14 protein-coding genes are annotated in these 16,044 nt (G+C 73.3%); 1 reads left to right on the forward strand and 13 read right to left on the reverse strand.

Annotated elements, in window-relative coordinates; genetic code table 11:
* The 3 genes from metE to hflX form a co-directional block, all read right to left on the reverse strand.
* On the reverse strand, positions 1-2,313 hold the full coding sequence (gene metE / locus OF852_RS04725) for a 5-methyltetrahydropteroyltriglutamate--homocysteine S-methyltransferase (protein WP_271120652.1): 2,313 nt from the start codon (positions 2,311-2,313) through the stop codon (positions 1-3).
* Positions 2,310-3,344, reverse strand: coding sequence for a methylenetetrahydrofolate reductase (locus OF852_RS04730; protein WP_271120653.1), 1,035 nt, complete (start codon positions 3,342-3,344; stop codon positions 2,310-2,312). Before OF852_RS04730 ends, metE begins: the two co-directional genes overlap by 4 nt.
* Before the next feature lie 181 nt (positions 3,345-3,525).
* Positions 3,526-5,097, reverse strand: coding sequence for a GTPase HflX (gene hflX, locus OF852_RS04735; protein WP_271120654.1), 1,572 nt, complete (start codon positions 5,095-5,097; stop codon positions 3,526-3,528).
* Positions 5,098-5,141: 44 nt separating this feature from the next.
* On the opposite strand from hflX, the gene OF852_RS04740 reads away from it, so the two are divergent.
* Positions 5,142-5,783, forward strand: coding sequence for a class I SAM-dependent methyltransferase (locus OF852_RS04740; protein WP_271120655.1), 642 nt, complete (start codon positions 5,142-5,144; stop codon positions 5,781-5,783).
* On the opposite strand, the gene dapF is transcribed toward OF852_RS04740, so the two are convergent.
* The 10 genes from dapF to OF852_RS04790 form a co-directional block, all read right to left on the reverse strand.
* Positions 5,750-6,637 (reverse strand): diaminopimelate epimerase, encoded by an 888-nt coding sequence (gene dapF, locus OF852_RS04745; protein ID WP_271120656.1) that lies wholly within the window; start codon positions 6,635-6,637, stop codon positions 5,750-5,752. The two genes, OF852_RS04740 and dapF, sit on opposite strands and share 34 nt — an antisense overlap.
* Positions 6,634-7,572, reverse strand: a complete 939-nt coding sequence (gene miaA / locus OF852_RS04750) for a tRNA (adenosine(37)-N6)-dimethylallyltransferase MiaA (protein WP_271120657.1) — start codon at positions 7,570-7,572, stop codon at positions 6,634-6,636. The genes dapF and miaA overlap by 4 nt, the downstream gene beginning before the upstream one ends.
* Positions 7,569-9,098 (reverse strand): tRNA (N6-isopentenyl adenosine(37)-C2)-methylthiotransferase MiaB, encoded by a 1,530-nt coding sequence (miaB, locus tag OF852_RS04755; protein ID WP_271120658.1) that lies wholly within the window; start codon positions 9,096-9,098, stop codon positions 7,569-7,571. The genes miaA and miaB overlap by 4 nt, the downstream gene beginning before the upstream one ends.
* Positions 9,099-9,129: 31 nt before the next feature.
* Positions 9,130-9,591 carry a regulatory protein RecX gene (locus OF852_RS04760; RefSeq protein ID WP_271120659.1) on the reverse strand — a complete coding sequence of 154 codons (462 nt, stop codon included), beginning with the start codon at positions 9,589-9,591 and terminating at the stop codon, positions 9,130-9,132.
* A gap of 353 nt (positions 9,592-9,944) precedes the next feature.
* A complete protein-coding gene (gene recA / locus OF852_RS04765; RefSeq protein WP_271120660.1) occupies positions 9,945-11,024 on the reverse strand; it encodes a recombinase RecA in 1,080 nt (359 codons plus the stop codon).
* Positions 11,025-11,373: 349 nt separating this feature from the next.
* A complete protein-coding gene (locus OF852_RS04770) occupies positions 11,374-11,598 on the reverse strand; it encodes a DUF3046 domain-containing protein (protein ID WP_271120661.1) in 225 nt (74 codons plus the stop codon).
* 70 nt (positions 11,599-11,668) lie between these two features.
* Positions 11,669-11,989, reverse strand: coding sequence for a helix-turn-helix domain-containing protein (locus OF852_RS04775; protein ID WP_271120662.1), 321 nt, complete (start codon positions 11,987-11,989; stop codon positions 11,669-11,671).
* A gap of 147 nt (positions 11,990-12,136) precedes the next feature.
* Complete coding sequence (locus OF852_RS04780) at positions 12,137-12,628, reverse strand: CinA family protein (protein ID WP_271120663.1); 492 nt, start codon at positions 12,626-12,628, stop codon at positions 12,137-12,139.
* Positions 12,625-13,221, reverse strand: coding sequence for a CDP-diacylglycerol--glycerol-3-phosphate 3-phosphatidyltransferase (gene pgsA, locus OF852_RS04785; protein ID WP_271121115.1), 597 nt, complete (start codon positions 13,219-13,221; stop codon positions 12,625-12,627). Before pgsA ends, OF852_RS04780 begins: the two co-directional genes overlap by 4 nt.
* A 34-nt stretch (positions 13,222-13,255) precedes the next feature.
* The gene (locus tag OF852_RS04790; RefSeq protein WP_271120664.1) at positions 13,256-16,024 is read right to left on the reverse strand and encodes an FtsK/SpoIIIE family DNA translocase; all 2,769 of its coding nucleotides are present in this window, start codon (positions 16,022-16,024) and stop codon (positions 13,256-13,258) included.
* Positions 16,025-16,044 lie beyond the last annotated feature (20 nt).

Below are 16,044 nucleotides of genomic sequence, written 5' to 3' on the forward strand. Positions count from 1 at the left end.
TCAGACCCGGACGCCCTCGCGCACGCGACGCGCGGCCTCGACGAGATGCTCGAGCGAGGCGACCGTCTCCTCGTAGCCGCGGGTCTTGAGACCGCAGTCGGGATTGACCCACAGGCGATCGGCCGGGATCGCCCGCGCCGCCGTCTCGAGGAGCTCCGAGATCTCCTCCGTGCCCGGCACCCGCGGCGAGTGGATGTCGTAGACGCCCGGGCCGATCCCTCGCGAGAACCCGGAGCGCTCGAGGTCGTCGACCACCTCCATGCGGGAGCGCGCCGCCTCGATCGAGGTGACATCCGCATCCAGCCCGTCGATCGCGTCGATCACGGCGCCGAACTCCGAGTAGCAGAGGTGCGTGTGGATCTGCGTCGCGGGGGCGGCGCCCGCCGTCGCGAGGCGGAACGCGCGCACCGACCAGTCGAGGTAGGCCGGCTGCGCCGCGAGGCGGAGCGGCAGGAGCTCTCGGAGCGCCGGCTCGTCGACCTGGACGATCCGGATGCCGGCCGCCTCGAGGTCGGCGATCTCGTCGCGCAGCGCGAGCGCCACCTGCTCCGCCGTCTCGCCGAGCGGCTGATCGTCGCGCACGAAGGACCAGGCGAGGATCGTGACGGGGCCGGTCAGCATCCCCTTCACGTGCTTCGACGTGAGCGACTGCGCGTAGCTCGACCACGCGACCGTGATCGGCTCGGGGCGCGCGACGTCGCCCCAGAGGATCGACGGCCGTGTCGCGCGGGAGCCGTAGGACTGCACCCAGCCGTGCTGCGTGACCGCGAAGCCGTCGAGGTGCTCGGCGAAGTACTGAACCATGTCGTTGCGCTCGGGCTCGCCGTGCACGAGGACGTCGAGGCCGAGCCGCTCCTGGAGCGCGACGACCTCGCGGATCTCGGCGCGGAGGAACGCCTCGTAGCCCGCGCGGTCGAGCTCGCCGCGGGCGTGCGCCGCGCGCGCCCGGCGGATCTCCCCGGTCTGCGGGAAGGAGCCGATCGTGGTCGTGGGCAGCTCGGGCAGCGCGAGCGACGCCGCCTGCGCGGCGCGGCGCCCGTCGAGGTCGCCGCGGTCGGCCGCGTCGGAGGGGAGGGATGCGGCGCGCGCCCGGACCCCGCCGTCCCGGACCCCGGGTGCCGCCCGGCGGTCCGCCAGCGCGGCCGTCGCGGCCTCCAGCTCGCCGGCGATCGCCGCACGGCCCTCGTCGAGCCCGCGGGCGAGTGCCGCGACCTGGCCGACCTTCTCGTCCGCGAAGGCGAGCCAGGAGCGCAGGCGGCCGTCCAGCTCCGACTCGTCCTCGAGCGTGTGCGGTGCGTGCTGGAGGCTCGTCGAGGTGCCCGCGACGACACGGGGCGAGACCGCGCGCAGCGCCTCCAGCCGGTCCGCCGCCGCCGCGAGATCCCCGCGCCAGACGTTCCGCCCCTCGACGACGCCGCCGACGAGCTGGAGCGGCGTGTGCACGCCCTCCGGGACGGCGCCGCGGACGAGGTCGAGCGCGACGGCGTCGATCGGCGCGGCGGTGAGGACGGAGAAGGCGTCGCCGAGCTCGCCGTACGGCGCCGCGACGAGGATCCCGATCGGACGGTCCCGCCCGAGCTCGCCGTAGACCGCGCGCGCGGCCTCGACCACCCGCTCGCGCGGGACCCCGAGCGACTCGCTCACGAGCGCCGGCTCGTCGATCTGCACCCACTCGGCCCCCGCCTCGGCCAGCGCCGCGAGGAGCTCGCGGTAGACCGGCACGAGCTCGGCGACGCGGTCGAGCGGCGTGAAGCCCGACGGCGAGCCCTCGGCCGCCTTGCTCAGCGCGAGGAGCGTCACGGGCCCCACGAGGACGGGCCGCGTCGTGAACCCCTGTTCCCGCGCCTCGGCGACGAGCGCGACCGCGCGATCCGCGACCGCCCGGAACGGCGTCGCGGGCCCGATCTCGGGCACCAGGTAGTGGTAGTTCGTGTCGAACCACTTCGTCATCTCCAGCGGCGCCCGCCGCTCGTCGCCGCGCGCGATCGCGAACAGCCCGTCGACGTCGACCGCGCCGCGCTCGTCCTGCAGATCGGCGAAGCGCTCCGGCACGATGCCCGCCGCGAGCGCCGCGTCGAGCACCTGGTCGTAGAAGGAGAACGACTCCGGGATCGCGGAGCCGTGACGGGCGAGGCCCAGCTCGGCGAGCCGCTCGCGCGTCGCCCGGCGGAGCGACGCCGCGCGGGACTCGAGCTCGGCGGCGTCGATCGAGCCCGACCAGCGGGCCTCGACGGCGCGCTTGAGCTCGCGATGCCGGCCGATGCGCGGGTAGCCGAGGATCGTGCCGGAGGGGAGGGCGGGTGCGGTGGTCATGCGGGGTCCTTCACGAGATGGGCGGGGGTGGACGGGGTCGGTGCGTCGTCGAGGAGCCCCGTCTCGCGGAGCACCGCGAGGGGCGCCTCGGCGCGGTTGAACGTGTAGAGGTGGAGGCCGGGCGCGCCGCCCTCGAGCAGTCGCGCACCGAGCCGGGCGGCGTGGGCGATCCCCACGGCCTCCGGCTCGTCCGCGCGCTCGAGGTCGCGGAGGAGCTGCTCCGGGAGCGCCTCGCCGGTGAGCTCGACGATGCGGTGCAGGCGACGAGCGGAGAGCACGGGCATGATGCCGGGCAGGATGCGCATCCGCACCCCCGCCTCCCGTGCCCGCTGCACGAAGCCGAGGTAGTCGTCGGCCTCGAAGAAGAGCTGCGTGATCGCGAGATTCGCGCCCGCCGCCTCCTTCGCGAGGAGGGTGTCGATGTCCTGCGCCCTCGAGCGGGAGCGCGGGTGGCCGGTCGGGAAGGCCGCGACCGCGATCATCACCTTCTCGCCCTTCGCGAGCCGCTTCGCGCCGGGGGCGCCCGGCACGTCGAGCTCCTCGAAGGGCACGCGCTCCTTCTGGACGCGGTGGATGAGCTGCACGAGCTCGCCGGCGGAGCCGAGATCCCCGAGCCCGGTCTCGCCGGGGGGAGCGTCCGCGGGCGGGTCGCCGCGCAGCGCGAGGAAGCTCGTGACGCCGGCGTCGAGGAACTCGCGGATGAGGCGGCTGGCCTGGGCGTAGGAGGAGCCGACGCAGGTGAGGTGCGCCATCGGCTTCACCGAGGTCTCGCGGAGCAGGTGCGTGAGGACCTCGAGGGAGCGGTCGCGCGTCCCGCCTCCGGCGCCGAAGGTCACCGAGACGAACTCGGGGCCGGCCGCCACGAGCCGGTGGAGCGTCGACCAGAGGCCGGCCTCCGCGGCGGGGGTGCGCGGCGGGTAGAGCTCGAAGGAGAAGGTGCGCCCGGGACAGGCGGGCTCCCCCGCCGCGTCGGCGCCGTCGGCCTGGGCGGCGCGGTCGCCGCGCTCCTCGTCCAGCTCGAATGCGGCCACGGGGGCTCCTCTCTCAGGGCGCACGGATGTCGTGCGACACGAGGCAGGTGCCGGGCTCGGCTGTTGCGCTCACCGCGGGGGCGCGGATCGTCGGAGCACCACGGTAGATCGCTCGGGAGGGCGGATCCAGCCAGGTTGCGCAATGTGACACTCCGTCGAGTGTCGGATCGCAGCGCTGCGCTCAGTCGGCCGGAGCCGCCGCGGAGGACGCGGCCGAGGGCGCCGCCGCGACCTCGTCGACCATCGACTGCAGGCGCGCCGCCTGCGCCGCCGTCGCGAGGAGGCTGAGGCGCGTGCCCTCCTCCTCGTACGCGGTCTCGAGGACGCGGGCGCCGTCGTGCGCCGCGGAGACGATGTCGCCGCGGTCGTAGGGCACGAGGAGCTCGAGCTCGGTGTCCGGCTGCGGCAGGAGCTCCGCGATCCGGTCGAGGAGCGCCTCCACGCCCTCCCCGGTGCGGGCCGAGACGAACATGGCGTCCGGCGCGAGCCCGCGGAGCAGGAGCCGAGCATCCTCGTCGAGGAGATCGCTCTTGTTGAAGACGACGAGCTCCGGGAGATCCCGGGCGTCGACCTCGCCGATGACATCGCGCACGGTCGAGAGCTGGGCCGCCGGATCCGGGTGCGCGCCGTCGACGACGTGCACGATGACCTGGGAGTCCCGGACCTCCTCGAGCGTCGAGCGGAAGGCCTCGACGAGCTGGTGCGGGAGGTTGCGCACGAAGCCGACCGTGTCGGCGAGCGTGTAGATGCGGCCGTCGGGGGTCGAGGTCCGGCGCACCGTCGGGTCCAGGGTCGCGAAGAGCGCGTTCTCGACGAGCACGCCCGCCTTCGTCATGCGGTTGAGCAGGCTCGACTTGCCGGCGTTCGTGTAGCCCGCGATCGCGACGCTCGGGATCTCGAAGCGGTCGCGGTTCGCGCGCTTCGCCTCGCGAGCCGGCGCGAAGCCCTTGATCTGCTTGCGCAGCTTCGACATCTGCTGGTGGATGCGCCGGCGATCGAGCTCGATCTTCGTCTCACCTGGGCCGCGCGAGCCCATGCCGGCTCCCGCGCCGCCGACCTGGCCGCCCGCCTGACGGGACATCGACTCGCCCCAGCCGCGGAGGCGCGGCAGCAGGTACTCGAGCTGCGCGAGCTCGACCTGCGCCTTGCCCTCGCGGCTCTTCGCGTGCTGGCTGAAGATGTCGAGGATCACGGCCGTGCGGTCGATCACCTTGACCTTCACGGCATCCTCGAGCGCGCGACGCTGGCTCGGGGCGAGCTCCGTGTCGGCGACGACCGTGTCGGCGCCGACCGCCTGCACGATGTCCGCGAGCTCCTGCGCCTTGCCGCGGCCGATGTAGGTCGCGGGGTCGGGGTGCGGGCGCCGCTGGAGGAGGCCGTCGAGCACGACCGCGCCGGCCGTCTCCGCGAGGGCCGCGAGCTCGCGCAGCGAGACCTCCGCGTCCTCGAGGGTGCCGCCCGAGTACACGCCGATGAGCACCACGTTCTCCAGGCGGAGCTTGCGGTACTCGACCTCCGTGACGTCCTCGAGCTCGGTCGAGAGCCCGGCGACGCGGCGCAGCGCGGCACGCTCCTCGCGCTCCAGCTGCGCGCCGTCGCGGTCCTCCTCGTAGGCCGAGTCGTCCTGCAGGGCGCTCGCGCGCTGACCGCTGCCCGCGCCGAATCGGGACACCCCGACGGCCCGCGCCTGCTCGTTGGCCAGCACGCGGTCCAGTGGGTCCCGCTCGGGACGTGCGTCGTCGTCGATCGTCATCTCAGGTCTCACCCTAGCCACCCGTATTCGATAGGTTCTCTTGCATGGCGAGCGAGCACTACTTCACGGCACAGCCGTCCGGTGCCCTCGTCACCCGCACCGTCCACGTCCGGCTGGCCGGCGCCGAGCGCGAGCTCGTGACCGCCGGCGGCGTCTTCAGCCCCGACCGCATCGACACCGGGACCCAGGTGCTGCTCCAGAACGTGCCGGCTCCGCCGCCGGGCGGGAACCTGCTGGACCTCGGCTGCGGCTGGGGGCCGATCGCCCTGTCGCTCGCCCTCGAGTCCCCTCGCGCGACCGTGTGGGCGGTCGACGTCAACGAGCGGGCGCTCGAGCTCGTGCGGCGCAATGCGGACTCGCTCGGTCTCCACAACGTCAACGCCGTGCTCGCCCGGGATGTTCCCGCCGACCTCGTCTTCCGGACGATCTGGTCGAATCCGCCCATCCGGGTCGGCAAGAACGAGCTCCACAGCCTCCTCGAGACCTGGCTGCCGCGCCTCGACGAGGCCTCCGACGCCTGGCTCGTCGTGCAGCGCAACCTCGGCTCCGACTCGCTCCAGCGCTGGATGCAGACGCGGTTCGCCGAGGAGCTGGCCGTCTCGCGCGCCGCGACGAACAAGGGCTACCGCGTGCTGCGGGCCAGGCGACGCGGTCAGAGCTCGGGCAGCGCGATCTCGCCCGAGTAGACGAGCTCGGCCGGTCCGCTCAGCTCGACGCGATCGCCCGCCTCATCGGGGATGACGCGCACGCCGACCGTGCCGCCGGGGACCTCGACCTGCCAGGCGTCGGGCGCGCCCGCGCCCGCCCAGAGGCGCGTGGCGAGGGCCGCCGCCGCGGCGCCGGTGCCGCAGGAGAGCGTCTCGCCGCTCCCCCGCTCGTGGACGCGCATCCGGATGCGCCCGACGCCGTCGAGGACGAGCGGATCGGCGGGCACCACGAACTCGATGTTCGCGCCGTCGACGGGTGCGGGGTCCACGAGGGGCGCCTGGTGCAGGTCGAGGCCGTCGAGCTCGAGGTCGCTCGCGAGCGCGACCACGATGTGCGGGTTGCCGACGTCGATCGGCTGACCGGGGCGCGCGACCTGGAGGCCGAGCGCCTGCACGGTCGGCTCGCCGTCGACCGCGACCCAGCGGCCGAGGTCGACGGCCGATCCGCCCGCCTCGCGTCGCACCTGGCGCACTCCGCCGCGGGTGCCGATCGCCGCCGTCTCGCCGACCGCGAGCTCGATGAGCCCCTCGGCGAGCAGGTGCTCGAGGTAGACGCGCATGCCGTTGCCGCACATCTCGGCGGGGCTGCCGTCGGCGTTCACATAGTCCATGAACCACTCCGCGCCCGCCTCCGACGCGGCGCGCGCCGCCGGCTCGTCGAGGGCGGCCGAGCGGACCGCGCGGATGACGCCGTCGCCGCCGATGCCGAAGCGCCGGTCGGCCAGGTAGGCGAGCTGCGCACGGCTCAGCGGCCGCTCGCCGTCGGCGTCGACGAGCAGCACGAAGTCGTTGCCGGTGCCGTGGCCCTTGGTGAATCGGAGTGCGCTCGTCACGGCATCAAGGCTAGCGCCGCCGCTGTCGCGAGGCCGACGCGGGCCTCGTCGTCGGCCGCGATCCAGCTCGTGTCGCGGTAGCGGCCGAACCAGCCGACCTGCCGTCGCGCGTAGCGGCGCGTGAGCGCGGCGGTGCGCTCCACCGCCTCGCGCTCGCTGAGCAGCCCGTCGAGCTGGAGGAGCGCCTGCGCGTAGCCGATCGCCCGGGATGCGGTGACGCCGAAGCCGGCCGGCCGCAGCGCCTCGACCTCGCCCACGAGCCCCGACCTCCACATCCTCGAGACGCGGGCGTCGAGCCGCTCGACGAGCGGGGCGCGCTCGAGCCGGAGCCCGATGGTCGCGGTGCGGCGCCACAGCGCCGACTCGCTCGGAAGCCCGCCGCCGACCGAGGTGCCGGTGAGCTCGACGACCTCGAGGGCGCGCACCAGCCGTCGGCCGTTGTGGGGGCCGATCGCCTCGGCGCTCCCGGCGTCGATGGTGCGGAGCCGCTGGTGGAGGGCACCGGGGCCGAGCTCCTCGAGCTCGGCCTCGAGCCGGGCGCGCACCTCGGGGTCGGTGCCCGGGAAGCGGAAGTCGTAGACGACGCTCGAGACGTAGAGGCCGCTGCCGCCGACCATGATCGGCACGGCGCCGCGGGCCAGGATGCCCTCGATCGTCGCGCGGGCGACCTGTTGATAGCGGGCCACGCTCGCCTCCTCGACCGGCTCCAGCACGTCGAGCAGGTGGTGCGGGATGCCGCGCCGCTCGGGCTCGCGGAGCTTCGCCGTGCCGATGTCCATGCCGCGGTAGAGCTGCATGGCGTCGGCGTTGACAATCTCGGCGGCGTGGCCGCGGGAGGCGAGGGCTTCGGCGAGGTCGAGGGAGAGCTCGCTCTTGCCGGTGCCGGTGGCGCCGACGATCGCGATGAGCGGCAGCGCCTCCCCGCGGGCCGTCACGAGGAGGGACGCAGGCCGGGAAGGCCGAGGCTCACGCTGCGCGCGCCGCTCGCGGTGCCGCCGGCGGGGGCGGCCGGAACGGCGCAGCTCTCGGCCTCGGCGCGATCCCAGGCGTCGCCTGCACGGGTGCGGCGGACCGGGATGGGCGCGCCGTCGGCCGAGTCGGCGATCAGGTAGTGCGGCGCGGCGCGGCTGATGCGCACGGTCGCGACGTCGCCGGGTCGGGGGGCGATGCTGCCGGGCGTGAGCTCGAAGTGCACGAGGCGGTTGTCCTCGGCACGACCCGAGAGCCGCTGGGTCTCGCCGTCGCGGCGCCCCTCGGAGGGCGCGACGAGCACCTCGACCTCGCGGCCGACCACGGACTGGTTCTCCTCCGCCGAGATGCGGTCCTGGAGCGCCGTGAGCCGCTCGTAGCGCGCCTGCACGACCGCCTTCGGCACCTGGTCGTCCATGGTCGCCGCCGGCGTGCCGGGGCGGATGGAGTACTGGAAGGTGAAGGCGGAGGCGAAGCGCGAGGCCTCGACGACGCGCATCGTCTCCTCGAAGTCCTCCTCGGTCTCGCCGGGGAAGCCGACGATGATGTCGGTCGTGATGGCGGCGTGCGGGATGCGCTCGCGCACGCGCTCGAGGATCCCGAGGAAGCGCTCCGAGCGGTAGGAGCGCCGCATGGCCTTGAGGATGCGGTCGGAGCCGGACTGGAGCGGCATGTGGAGCTGGGGCATGACGCTCGGCGTCTCGGCCATCGCCTCGATGACGTCATCGGTGAACGCCGCCGGATGCGGGCTCGTGAAGCGGATGCGCTCGAGCCCCTCGATCGCGCCCGCCGCGCGGAGCAGCTTGCCGAAGGCGAGTCGGTCGCCGAACTCGACGCCGTAGGAGTTGACGTTCTGGCCGAGGAGCGTGACCTCGATCGCGCCGTCGTCGACGAGCAGCTGGATCTCGGAGAGGATGTCGCCCGGGCGGCGGTCCTTCTCCTTGCCGCGGAGCGCGGGGACGATGCAGAAGGTGCAGGTGTTGTTGCAGCCGACCGAGATGGAGACCCAGCCGGAGGACGCCGACTCGCGCCGGGTCGGGAGGGTGGACGGGAAGACCTCGAGCGACTCGAGGATCTCGAGCTGGGCCTCGCCGTTGTGGCGGGCACGCTCGAGGAGCCCCGGGAGCGAGCCCATGTTGTGGGTGCCGAAGACGACATCCACCCAGGGCGCCCTCTCGACGATGGTCGACGTGTCCTTCTGCGCGAGGCAGCCGCCGACCGCGATCTGCATGCCCTCGTGCTCGCGCTTCACGGCGGCGAGGTGGCCGAGGGTGCCGTAGAGCTTGTTGTCGGCGTTCTCGCGCACCGCGCAGGTGTTGATGACGACGACGTCGGCCTCCTGGCCGGCGCCGGCCCGCGCGTAGCCGGCCGCCTCGAGCGAGCCGCTCAGCCGCTCCGAGTCGTGGACGTTCATCTGGCATCCGAAGGTCCGCACCTCGTAGGTGCGCCCGGTGCCGTCGGCGGTCGGCGTGCTCTGCTCGAGAAGGGTCATGGTGGCCCGATTCTACGTGCGGGGCTCGCTGCTATCGGAACCGGACCTGCGTGCCGTTCGCACCGCGCTTCGGGAGCGCGGCGTCGACGGCGGCGCGGACGGTGCTGCCGCCGTAGCCGCGCCGCATGAGGAAGGCGGAGAGCCGGCGCTCGGCGACCTCGCGGTCGAGGTGCCGGAGCTGCCCGGCGCGCTTCTCGGCGATCTCGCGTGCCCGGGCGAGCTCGTCGCCGGTCTCCACGAGCTCGAGCGCGTACTCGATCGCAGCGGGCGACACGAGGCGCCGCGTGAGCTCCGCGGCGATGGCCGAGCGGCCGAGCCCCTTGCGCTCCTGCAGCGTGCCGACGAGCTGCTGCGCGAGCGCCATGTCGTCGATGAGCCCGACGCGCTCGAGCCGCTCGACCTCCGACTCGACGATCTCGGGCGCGAGATCGCGCGTCGCGAGCGTGCGCTCGACCTCTCGGCGCGACAGCCCCCGGCGGGTCAGTGCGCTCATGGAGATGCGCTCAGCCCGATGCGCGGCGGCATCAGGGTCCTCGGGGCCGGGGGCCTCCCGCTCCTCGGCCCGGAGTTCTTCGACGGAGGGCTCATCGGCGGAGAGCTCCGCTCCGAGCGCGGAGCCGGGCGAGGACTCCGCCTGGTCGACCGCCCGGAGCCGGCCACGGCGCGGCTCCTGGCCCGGGACCGCCCACGCCGCATCGGCGGCTCGCCCTCCCGCGCCGTCGCGCCGGCCGAGCGAGGGGTGCTCGGAGCTCGGAGCGGCCGACGGGGACGCTGCGGGGGGACGCGCACCCGGCAGGTAGCTGACGGGGGCGAGACCCCCGTCGGCACGCTCCGAATCCATGTCGGCTACTCCCCGACGGCCTTGCGGGCCGCGAGCTTGCCGCTGATCGACTCGACGTTCGCCTCGCCGGGCTCCTCGACCGGCACCGCGCCGCCGACGCCGAGCTTCGCGAGGATCTTGCGCTCGATGTCGGCCGCGATGTCGGGGTTCTGGATGAGGAAGTTGCGGGCGTTCTCCTTGCCCTGCCCCAGCTGATCGCCGTCGTAGGTGTACCAGGCGCCCGACTTCTTGACGATGAGGTGCTCGACCCCGTAGTCGATGAGGCTGCCCTCGCGCGAGATCCCGACGCCGTAGAGGATGTCGAACTCCGCCTGCTTGAAGGGCGGCGCCATCTTGTTCTTCACGACCTTGACGCGCGTGCGGTTGCCGACCGCGTCCGAGCCGTCCTTGAGGGTCTCGATGCGGCGGATGTCGAGGCGGACCGAGGCGTAGAACTTCAGCGCCTTGCCGCCCGCGGTGGTCTCGGGGCTCCCGAAGAACACGCCGATCTTCTCGCGGAGCTGGTTGATGAAGATCATCGTGGTCTGGGTCTGGTTCAGTCCGCCCGTGAGCTTGCGGAGCGCCTGCGACATGAGGCGCGCCTGGAGGCCGACGTGGCTGTCGCCCATCTCGCCCTCGATCTCCGCGCGGGGCACGAGCGCCGCGACCGAGTCGATGACGACGAGGTCGATCGAGCCCGAGCGCACGAGCATGTCGGCGATCTCGAGCGCCTGCTCGCCCGTGTCGGGCTGCGAGACGAGGAGCGCGTCGATGTCGACGCCGAGCTTCTTCGCGTACTCGGGGTCGAGCGCGTGCTCCGCGTCGATGAAGGCGGCGATCCCGCCGTTGCGCTGCGCGTTCGCGATCGCGTGGAGCGTCAGCGTCGTCTTTCCGGAGGACTCCGGGCCGTAGATCTCGATGATGCGGCCGCGCGGGAGCCCGCCGATGCCGAGGGCCACGTCCAGCGCGACGGAGCCCGTGGGGATCACGGCGACCGGCGCGCGCTCGTCGCTGCCGAGTCGCATCACCGTGCCCTTGCCGAACTGCCGGTCGATCTGGGCGAGTGCGGTCTCGAGGGCCTTCTCGCGGTCTGCGGGATTGGGCATGAGGGGTCTCCTTCGTCTGTCGTGGTGGTGCGCCCATCGGCTGTCCGCCCGCCTCGCGCCGATGGTGCCGGGCGCTCGGGTTCGGGACAGGGCTGCCGCATCGAGCCGGATCCTCCTCCAGGCATCACTGGCGGTCTCTCCGGTGCGGTGCGGTGGTCTGCTTCCGACGCTCCAGACGCTACGGGGGGCGACCGACATCCATGCCGGGCGACCCGCGAACCGTGGAGGAGCGACGGAATCTCGACCTGTTGAGGAGACTACTCCGATGCGAACAGATGTTCGAGCAGCGGCGCGTCGGCGTGTCGGCGCATTCGAACGCGCACCCGGGGCTCGGTCCGGAGCGAGCGGCTCAGCTCCGCGGATCCGGGAGCCCGACGCCGTGCCGGCGGTCCACCGGCACGTCGCGGGAGCGGCAGAGCGCGAGCCACACCTCGCGCGCCGGAAGTCCCGCCTCCAGCGCCTCCTCGGGTGTGCGGTCGCCGAGATCCGCGAGCACCGAGTCGCGGACGAGCACGCGCCCGAAGCCCGCGCCGAACTCGTCGTCGACGGCGCGGCGGAACTCGCTGATCTTCACGCGCGGCCCTTCGAGCGGAGACGGCGATGCCCCGGCCGGGACCGGGGCATCGAGGAGATGGCGGGACGGCTCAGCGGACCGCGAGGTCGGCGTCGAACTCGGCCACGAGCTCGTCGGGGAGCACGTCGGGGACGACCGGCGAGACCGTGTCGACGCCCTCGATGACGGCGAGGCGGTCGCCCACCTCGCGCATGATCAACGAGATCGGGGTGTCGAGGGCCTCGGCGACCGAGGCGAGGATCTCGCTCGACGCCTCCTTCTGGCCGCGCTCCACCTCGCTGAGGTAGCCGAGCGCGACGCTCGCGCGGGAGGCGACCTGGCGCAGGGTCATGGCCTTCTGCAGGCGGACATCGCGGAGGACGTCGCCGATCTCCTGTCGAACCAGAATCATGGTGATCCTCCTTCTGCGCGTCGGGTGCGGCCCGCGGGCCGCGGGTGCGGGGTGCCCACCCTACCCCCGTCGGATGCAGCAACTGTAACCGGCTCGGACTGGGCGGGGCGTGTGAACCCGCTGCCTGTAACGTGATCGAAACCGGGCCTATTCCACAGACCCCGGATCGAGGGCCCGCTCGAGCAGCTCGAGCGCCGCCGCCGCCGCCGCCGCCCGGATCTCCGCACGCGAGCCGTGCAGCTCGAGTTCCTCGACGACGACGCGCTCCCCCGCCGCCGCCGCGACGAACACCGTGCCCGGCGCGCGGCCGTCCTGGGGAGCCGGACCCGCGACGCCCGTCGTGCCGATGCCGGCATCCGCCGGGCGGCCGTCGACCGCGAGCGCGCCGCGGACCCGGTCGGCCAGCTGGGCGGCGACCTCGGGGTGGACGGCGCCCTCCCGCTCCAGCAGCGCCGCATCCACCCCGACCGCATCCCGCTTGAGCGCCGTCGCATAGGCGACGACGCCGCCGAGGAGCACCTGCGACGCCCCCGGCACGGCGATGATCGAGGAGGCCACCAGCCCGCCGGTGAGCGACTCCGCGACCGCGAGCGTCATCCCCCGCGCCGCGAGCGCGGCGACGAGCGACTCGGCGCTCACGCGCGCGAGCGCCCCGCGCGGGCCGCCGCCACGAGGTACTCGATCCCGCTGCCGACCGTCAGCACCACCGCGAGCGACATGAGCACGAGGTTCGCGATGTCGACCCAGGAGCCGAGCAGGAGCGCGAAGGGGAACAGGGCGAGCGAGATCGCGACCGCCTGCACGACCGTCTTGAGCTTGCCCCAGACGGAGGCCGCGATCACCCGGTCGCGAAGCGCGATGAAGCGGAACACCGTGATGCCGATCTCGCGCACCAGGATGAGCGCGGCGACCCACCAGGGCAGCTCGCGCAGGATCACGAGCGCGACGAGTGCGCCGCCGATGAGGACCTTGTCGGCGATCGGGTCGACGAGCTTGCCGAAGTCGGTCACCAGGTTCTGGCGGCGCGCGAGGAGGCCGTCGACCGAGTCCGTGACGATCGCGAAGACGAAGAGGCCCGCCGCGACCCAGCGCAGCACGCCGAGCTCGCCGGCATCCGCGAGGAGCAGCCAGATGAAGACGGGCGCCATGAGGATGCGCGCGATCGTGACGATGTTCGCCACGTTGCCGAGGCTGGCCTGCGTGTCGCCGTTGCGGGCGACGCGGCCTCGCATCGGATTGGGACGGGGCTCCGAGAGCGCCATGCGGTCACTCCCTGCCGGTCAGGTTCCAGGCGTCCTCGTCCGAGGGGCCGTCCTCCTCAGGATAGCCGCTCGTCATGGCCTCGACGGGATCGACCGGCGCTGCGGGACCCGCGGCGGCGGCCGACCCGCCCGGCGCCGGCTCCCCGCGGAGCGTCGCGAGGATCCCGGGCAGCTGCTCGGGCGTGACGAGCACGTCGCGCGCCTTCGAGCCCTCCGAGGGGCCGACGATCTCGCGCGACTCCATGAGGTCCATGAGCCGCCCCGCCTTCGCGAAGCCGACGCGGAGCTTCCGCTGGAGCATCGAGGTCGAGCCGAACTGCGTGTTCACGACCTGCTCGACCGCCGCGAGCAGCAGCTCGAGATCGTCGCCGATGTCCGCGTCGATCTCCTTCTTCTCCACGACCGCCGCGACGTCGTCGCGGTACTCGGGGCGCGCCTGCTCCGTCACGTGCTTGACGACCTCGTTGATCTCGGCCTCCTGCACCCAGGCGCCCTGCGTGCGGATCGCCTTCGAGGCGCCCATCGGCAGGAACAGGCCGTCGCCCTGCCCGATGAGCTTCTCGGCGCCCGGCTGGTCGAGGATGACGCGCGAGTCCGTCATGGAGGACACCGCGAAGGCGAGGCGGCTCGGCACGTTCGCCTTGATGAGCCCCGTCACGACGTCGACCGAGGGCCGCTGCGTCGCGAGCACGAGATGGATGCCGGAGGCGCGCGCGAGCTGCGTGATGCGCACGATCGAGTCCTCGACGTCGCGCGGGGCGACCATCATGAGGTCCGCGAGCTCGTCGACGACGACGAGCAGATAGGGGTAGGGCTGGAGCGTGCGCTGGGACCCCTCCGGCAGCTTGATCTCGTCGGCGAGGACGGCGCGGTTGAAGTCGTCGATGTGGCGGAAGCCGAACGACGCGAGGTCGTCGTACCGCATGTCCATCTCCTTCACGACCCACTGGAGCGCCTCGGCCGCCTTCTTCGGGTTCGTGATGATGGGCGTGATGAGGTGCGGCACGCCCTGGTACGCGGAGAGCTCGACGCGCTTCGGGTCGATGAGCACCATGCGCACCTCGGCCGGCTTCGCCCGCATGAGCACGCTCGTGATCATCGAGTTGATGAAGCTCGACTTGCCGGATCCCGTCGAGCCCGCGACGAGGAGGTGGGGCATCTTCGCGAGGTTCGCGACGACGAAGCCGCCCTCGACGTCCTTGCCGAGGCCGATGGTCATGGGGTGCTGGCTCTTCGCCGCCGCCCCCGAGCGCAGCACGTCGCCGAGGGAGACGATCTCGCGGTCGCGGTTCGGGATCTCGACGCCGATCGCGCTCTTGCCCGGGATCGGCGAGAGGATCTGGACCTCGTTCGAGGCGACCGCATACGAGAGGTTCTTCGCGAGCGCCGTCACGCGCTCCACCTTGACGCCGTGGCCGAGCTCGATCTCGTAGCGGGTGACGCTCGGCCCGCGCGTGAAGCCGGTGACCTTCGCATCCACCTGGAACTGGCCGAGCACGCTCGTGATGGCGGCGATGATCTCGTCGTTCGCGGCGGTCCGCGCCTTCGGCGGCGTCCCCGCCGCGAGCACGGAGGCCGCGGGCAGCCGGTAGGGGCGCTTCGGCGAGGAGGCGGGCTTCGGGGCGAGACGCGGGGCCTCGCTCGTCTCGAGCGCCTCCTGCGGCGCGTCCTCCCGGATCGCCGTCGCGCCCGTCTCGACCTCGCCCGTGAAACGCTTCACGGCATCCTCGGCCTTCACGAGCTCCTCGAGGAGCTCGATCCCGAACCCGCCCTCGGGACTCGACAACGCCGGGACCTCGGCGGCCGCCGCCGCGGCCTGCGCCGACGCCGGCGGGGCGACGACGTCGGTCGCCTGCTCGTCGGCGATGACCTGGTCGAAGGCCTTCTCCTCGCGCTTCTTGCCGCGGCGCCACCACGGCATCGAGCTCTCGTCCTCCATGTCGAGGCCGAGGTCGCTGAAGGCGTCGAGGTGCTCGTCGGCGGGCGCATCCGCGTCGCGGCCGCCGCGCTCCGGCTTCTCCGCCGGCTCGGGCAGCTGCGCGCCGAAGAGGTAGGCGTAGAGCTCGTGGAGCCGCCTCGGGATGCGGTTCGGGGGCGTCTTCGTGATGATGAGCAGCGAGAGCGCGAGCACGAGGCAGACGAGCGGCCAGGCCGCCCACGGCGCCGAGAGCGCGACGAAGGGCTGGGTGACCACCCAGCCGACGATGCCGCCCGCGCGGGCCAGGACCGGCATCCCGTCGTCCGGCTGGGGCGTGCCGCCCGCGAGCGCGCAGATGCCCGAGATGCTCGTGAGCATGAGCCCCAGGCCGATGCCGATGCGGGTGTTGTCGTGCACGCTCGAGGGATGCCGGAACAGCCAGACGGCGAACACGAGCATGATGACCGGCAGCGCGAAGGCGACGCGGCCGAGCAGCCCGCCGAAGGTGAAGGCGTCGAGGGCGATCGCGACCTCGTGGCGCGGGTTGAACCACTCGACGACCGCGCCGGCGACCGCGAGGAGGACGAGGAGGAACGGCACGCCGTCGCGGCGCTCGTCCTTCTCCAGCGACTCCTTGCCGAAGAGCCGCGCCGCGCCGCCGACGACGTGCGCGAGCCCGAGCCAGGCGGAGGTGAGGATGCCGGGGCCCTCGTCCTCGATGCGGACCTGCTGCTGCTTGGCCGTGTAGCGCTTCGTCGCCTGCGTCTTCGCGGGCGCCTTCGCGCTCCTGGACGTGCGGGCAGGGGCCGACCCCGTGCGGGCACGCCCGTTCTTCGACCGTGTGCTCGTGGCCATGCGGTCACGGTACCCGCGGC

Source organism: Homoserinibacter sp. YIM 151385, assembly GCF_027912415.1.
GTDB lineage: Bacteria > Actinomycetota > Actinomycetes > Actinomycetales > Microbacteriaceae > Schumannella.

Bases quoted from the DNA above. Each gene is read 5' to 3' on its own strand.
- OF852_RS04760 (WP_271120659.1), bottom strand. From the start codon at position 9,591: ATGAGCGCACTGACCCGCCGGGGGCTGTCGCGCCGAGAGGTCGAGCGC.
- miaB (WP_271120658.1), bottom strand. From the start codon at position 9,098: ATGACCCTTCTCGAGCAGAGCACGCCGACCGCCGACGGCACCGGGCGC.
- OF852_RS04775 (WP_271120662.1), bottom strand. From the start codon at position 11,989: ATGATTCTGGTTCGACAGGAGATCGGCGACGTCCTCCGCGATGTCCGC.
- OF852_RS04790 (WP_271120664.1), bottom strand. From the start codon at position 16,024: ATGGCCACGAGCACACGGTCGAAGAACGGGCGTGCCCGCACGGGGTCG.
- metE (WP_271120652.1), bottom strand. From the start codon at position 2,313: ATGACCACCGCACCCGCCCTCCCCTCCGGCACGATCCTCGGCTACCCG.
- pgsA (WP_271121115.1), bottom strand. From the start codon at position 13,221: ATGCGAGGCCGCGTCGCCCGCAACGGCGACACGCAGGCCAGCCTCGGC.
- hflX (WP_271120654.1), bottom strand. From the start codon at position 5,097: ATGACGATCGACGACGACGCACGTCCCGAGCGGGACCCACTGGACCGC.
- OF852_RS04740 (WP_271120655.1), top strand. From the start codon at position 5,142: ATGGCGAGCGAGCACTACTTCACGGCACAGCCGTCCGGTGCCCTCGTC.
- recA (WP_271120660.1), bottom strand. From the start codon at position 11,024: ATGCCCAATCCCGCAGACCGCGAGAAGGCCCTCGAGACCGCACTCGCC.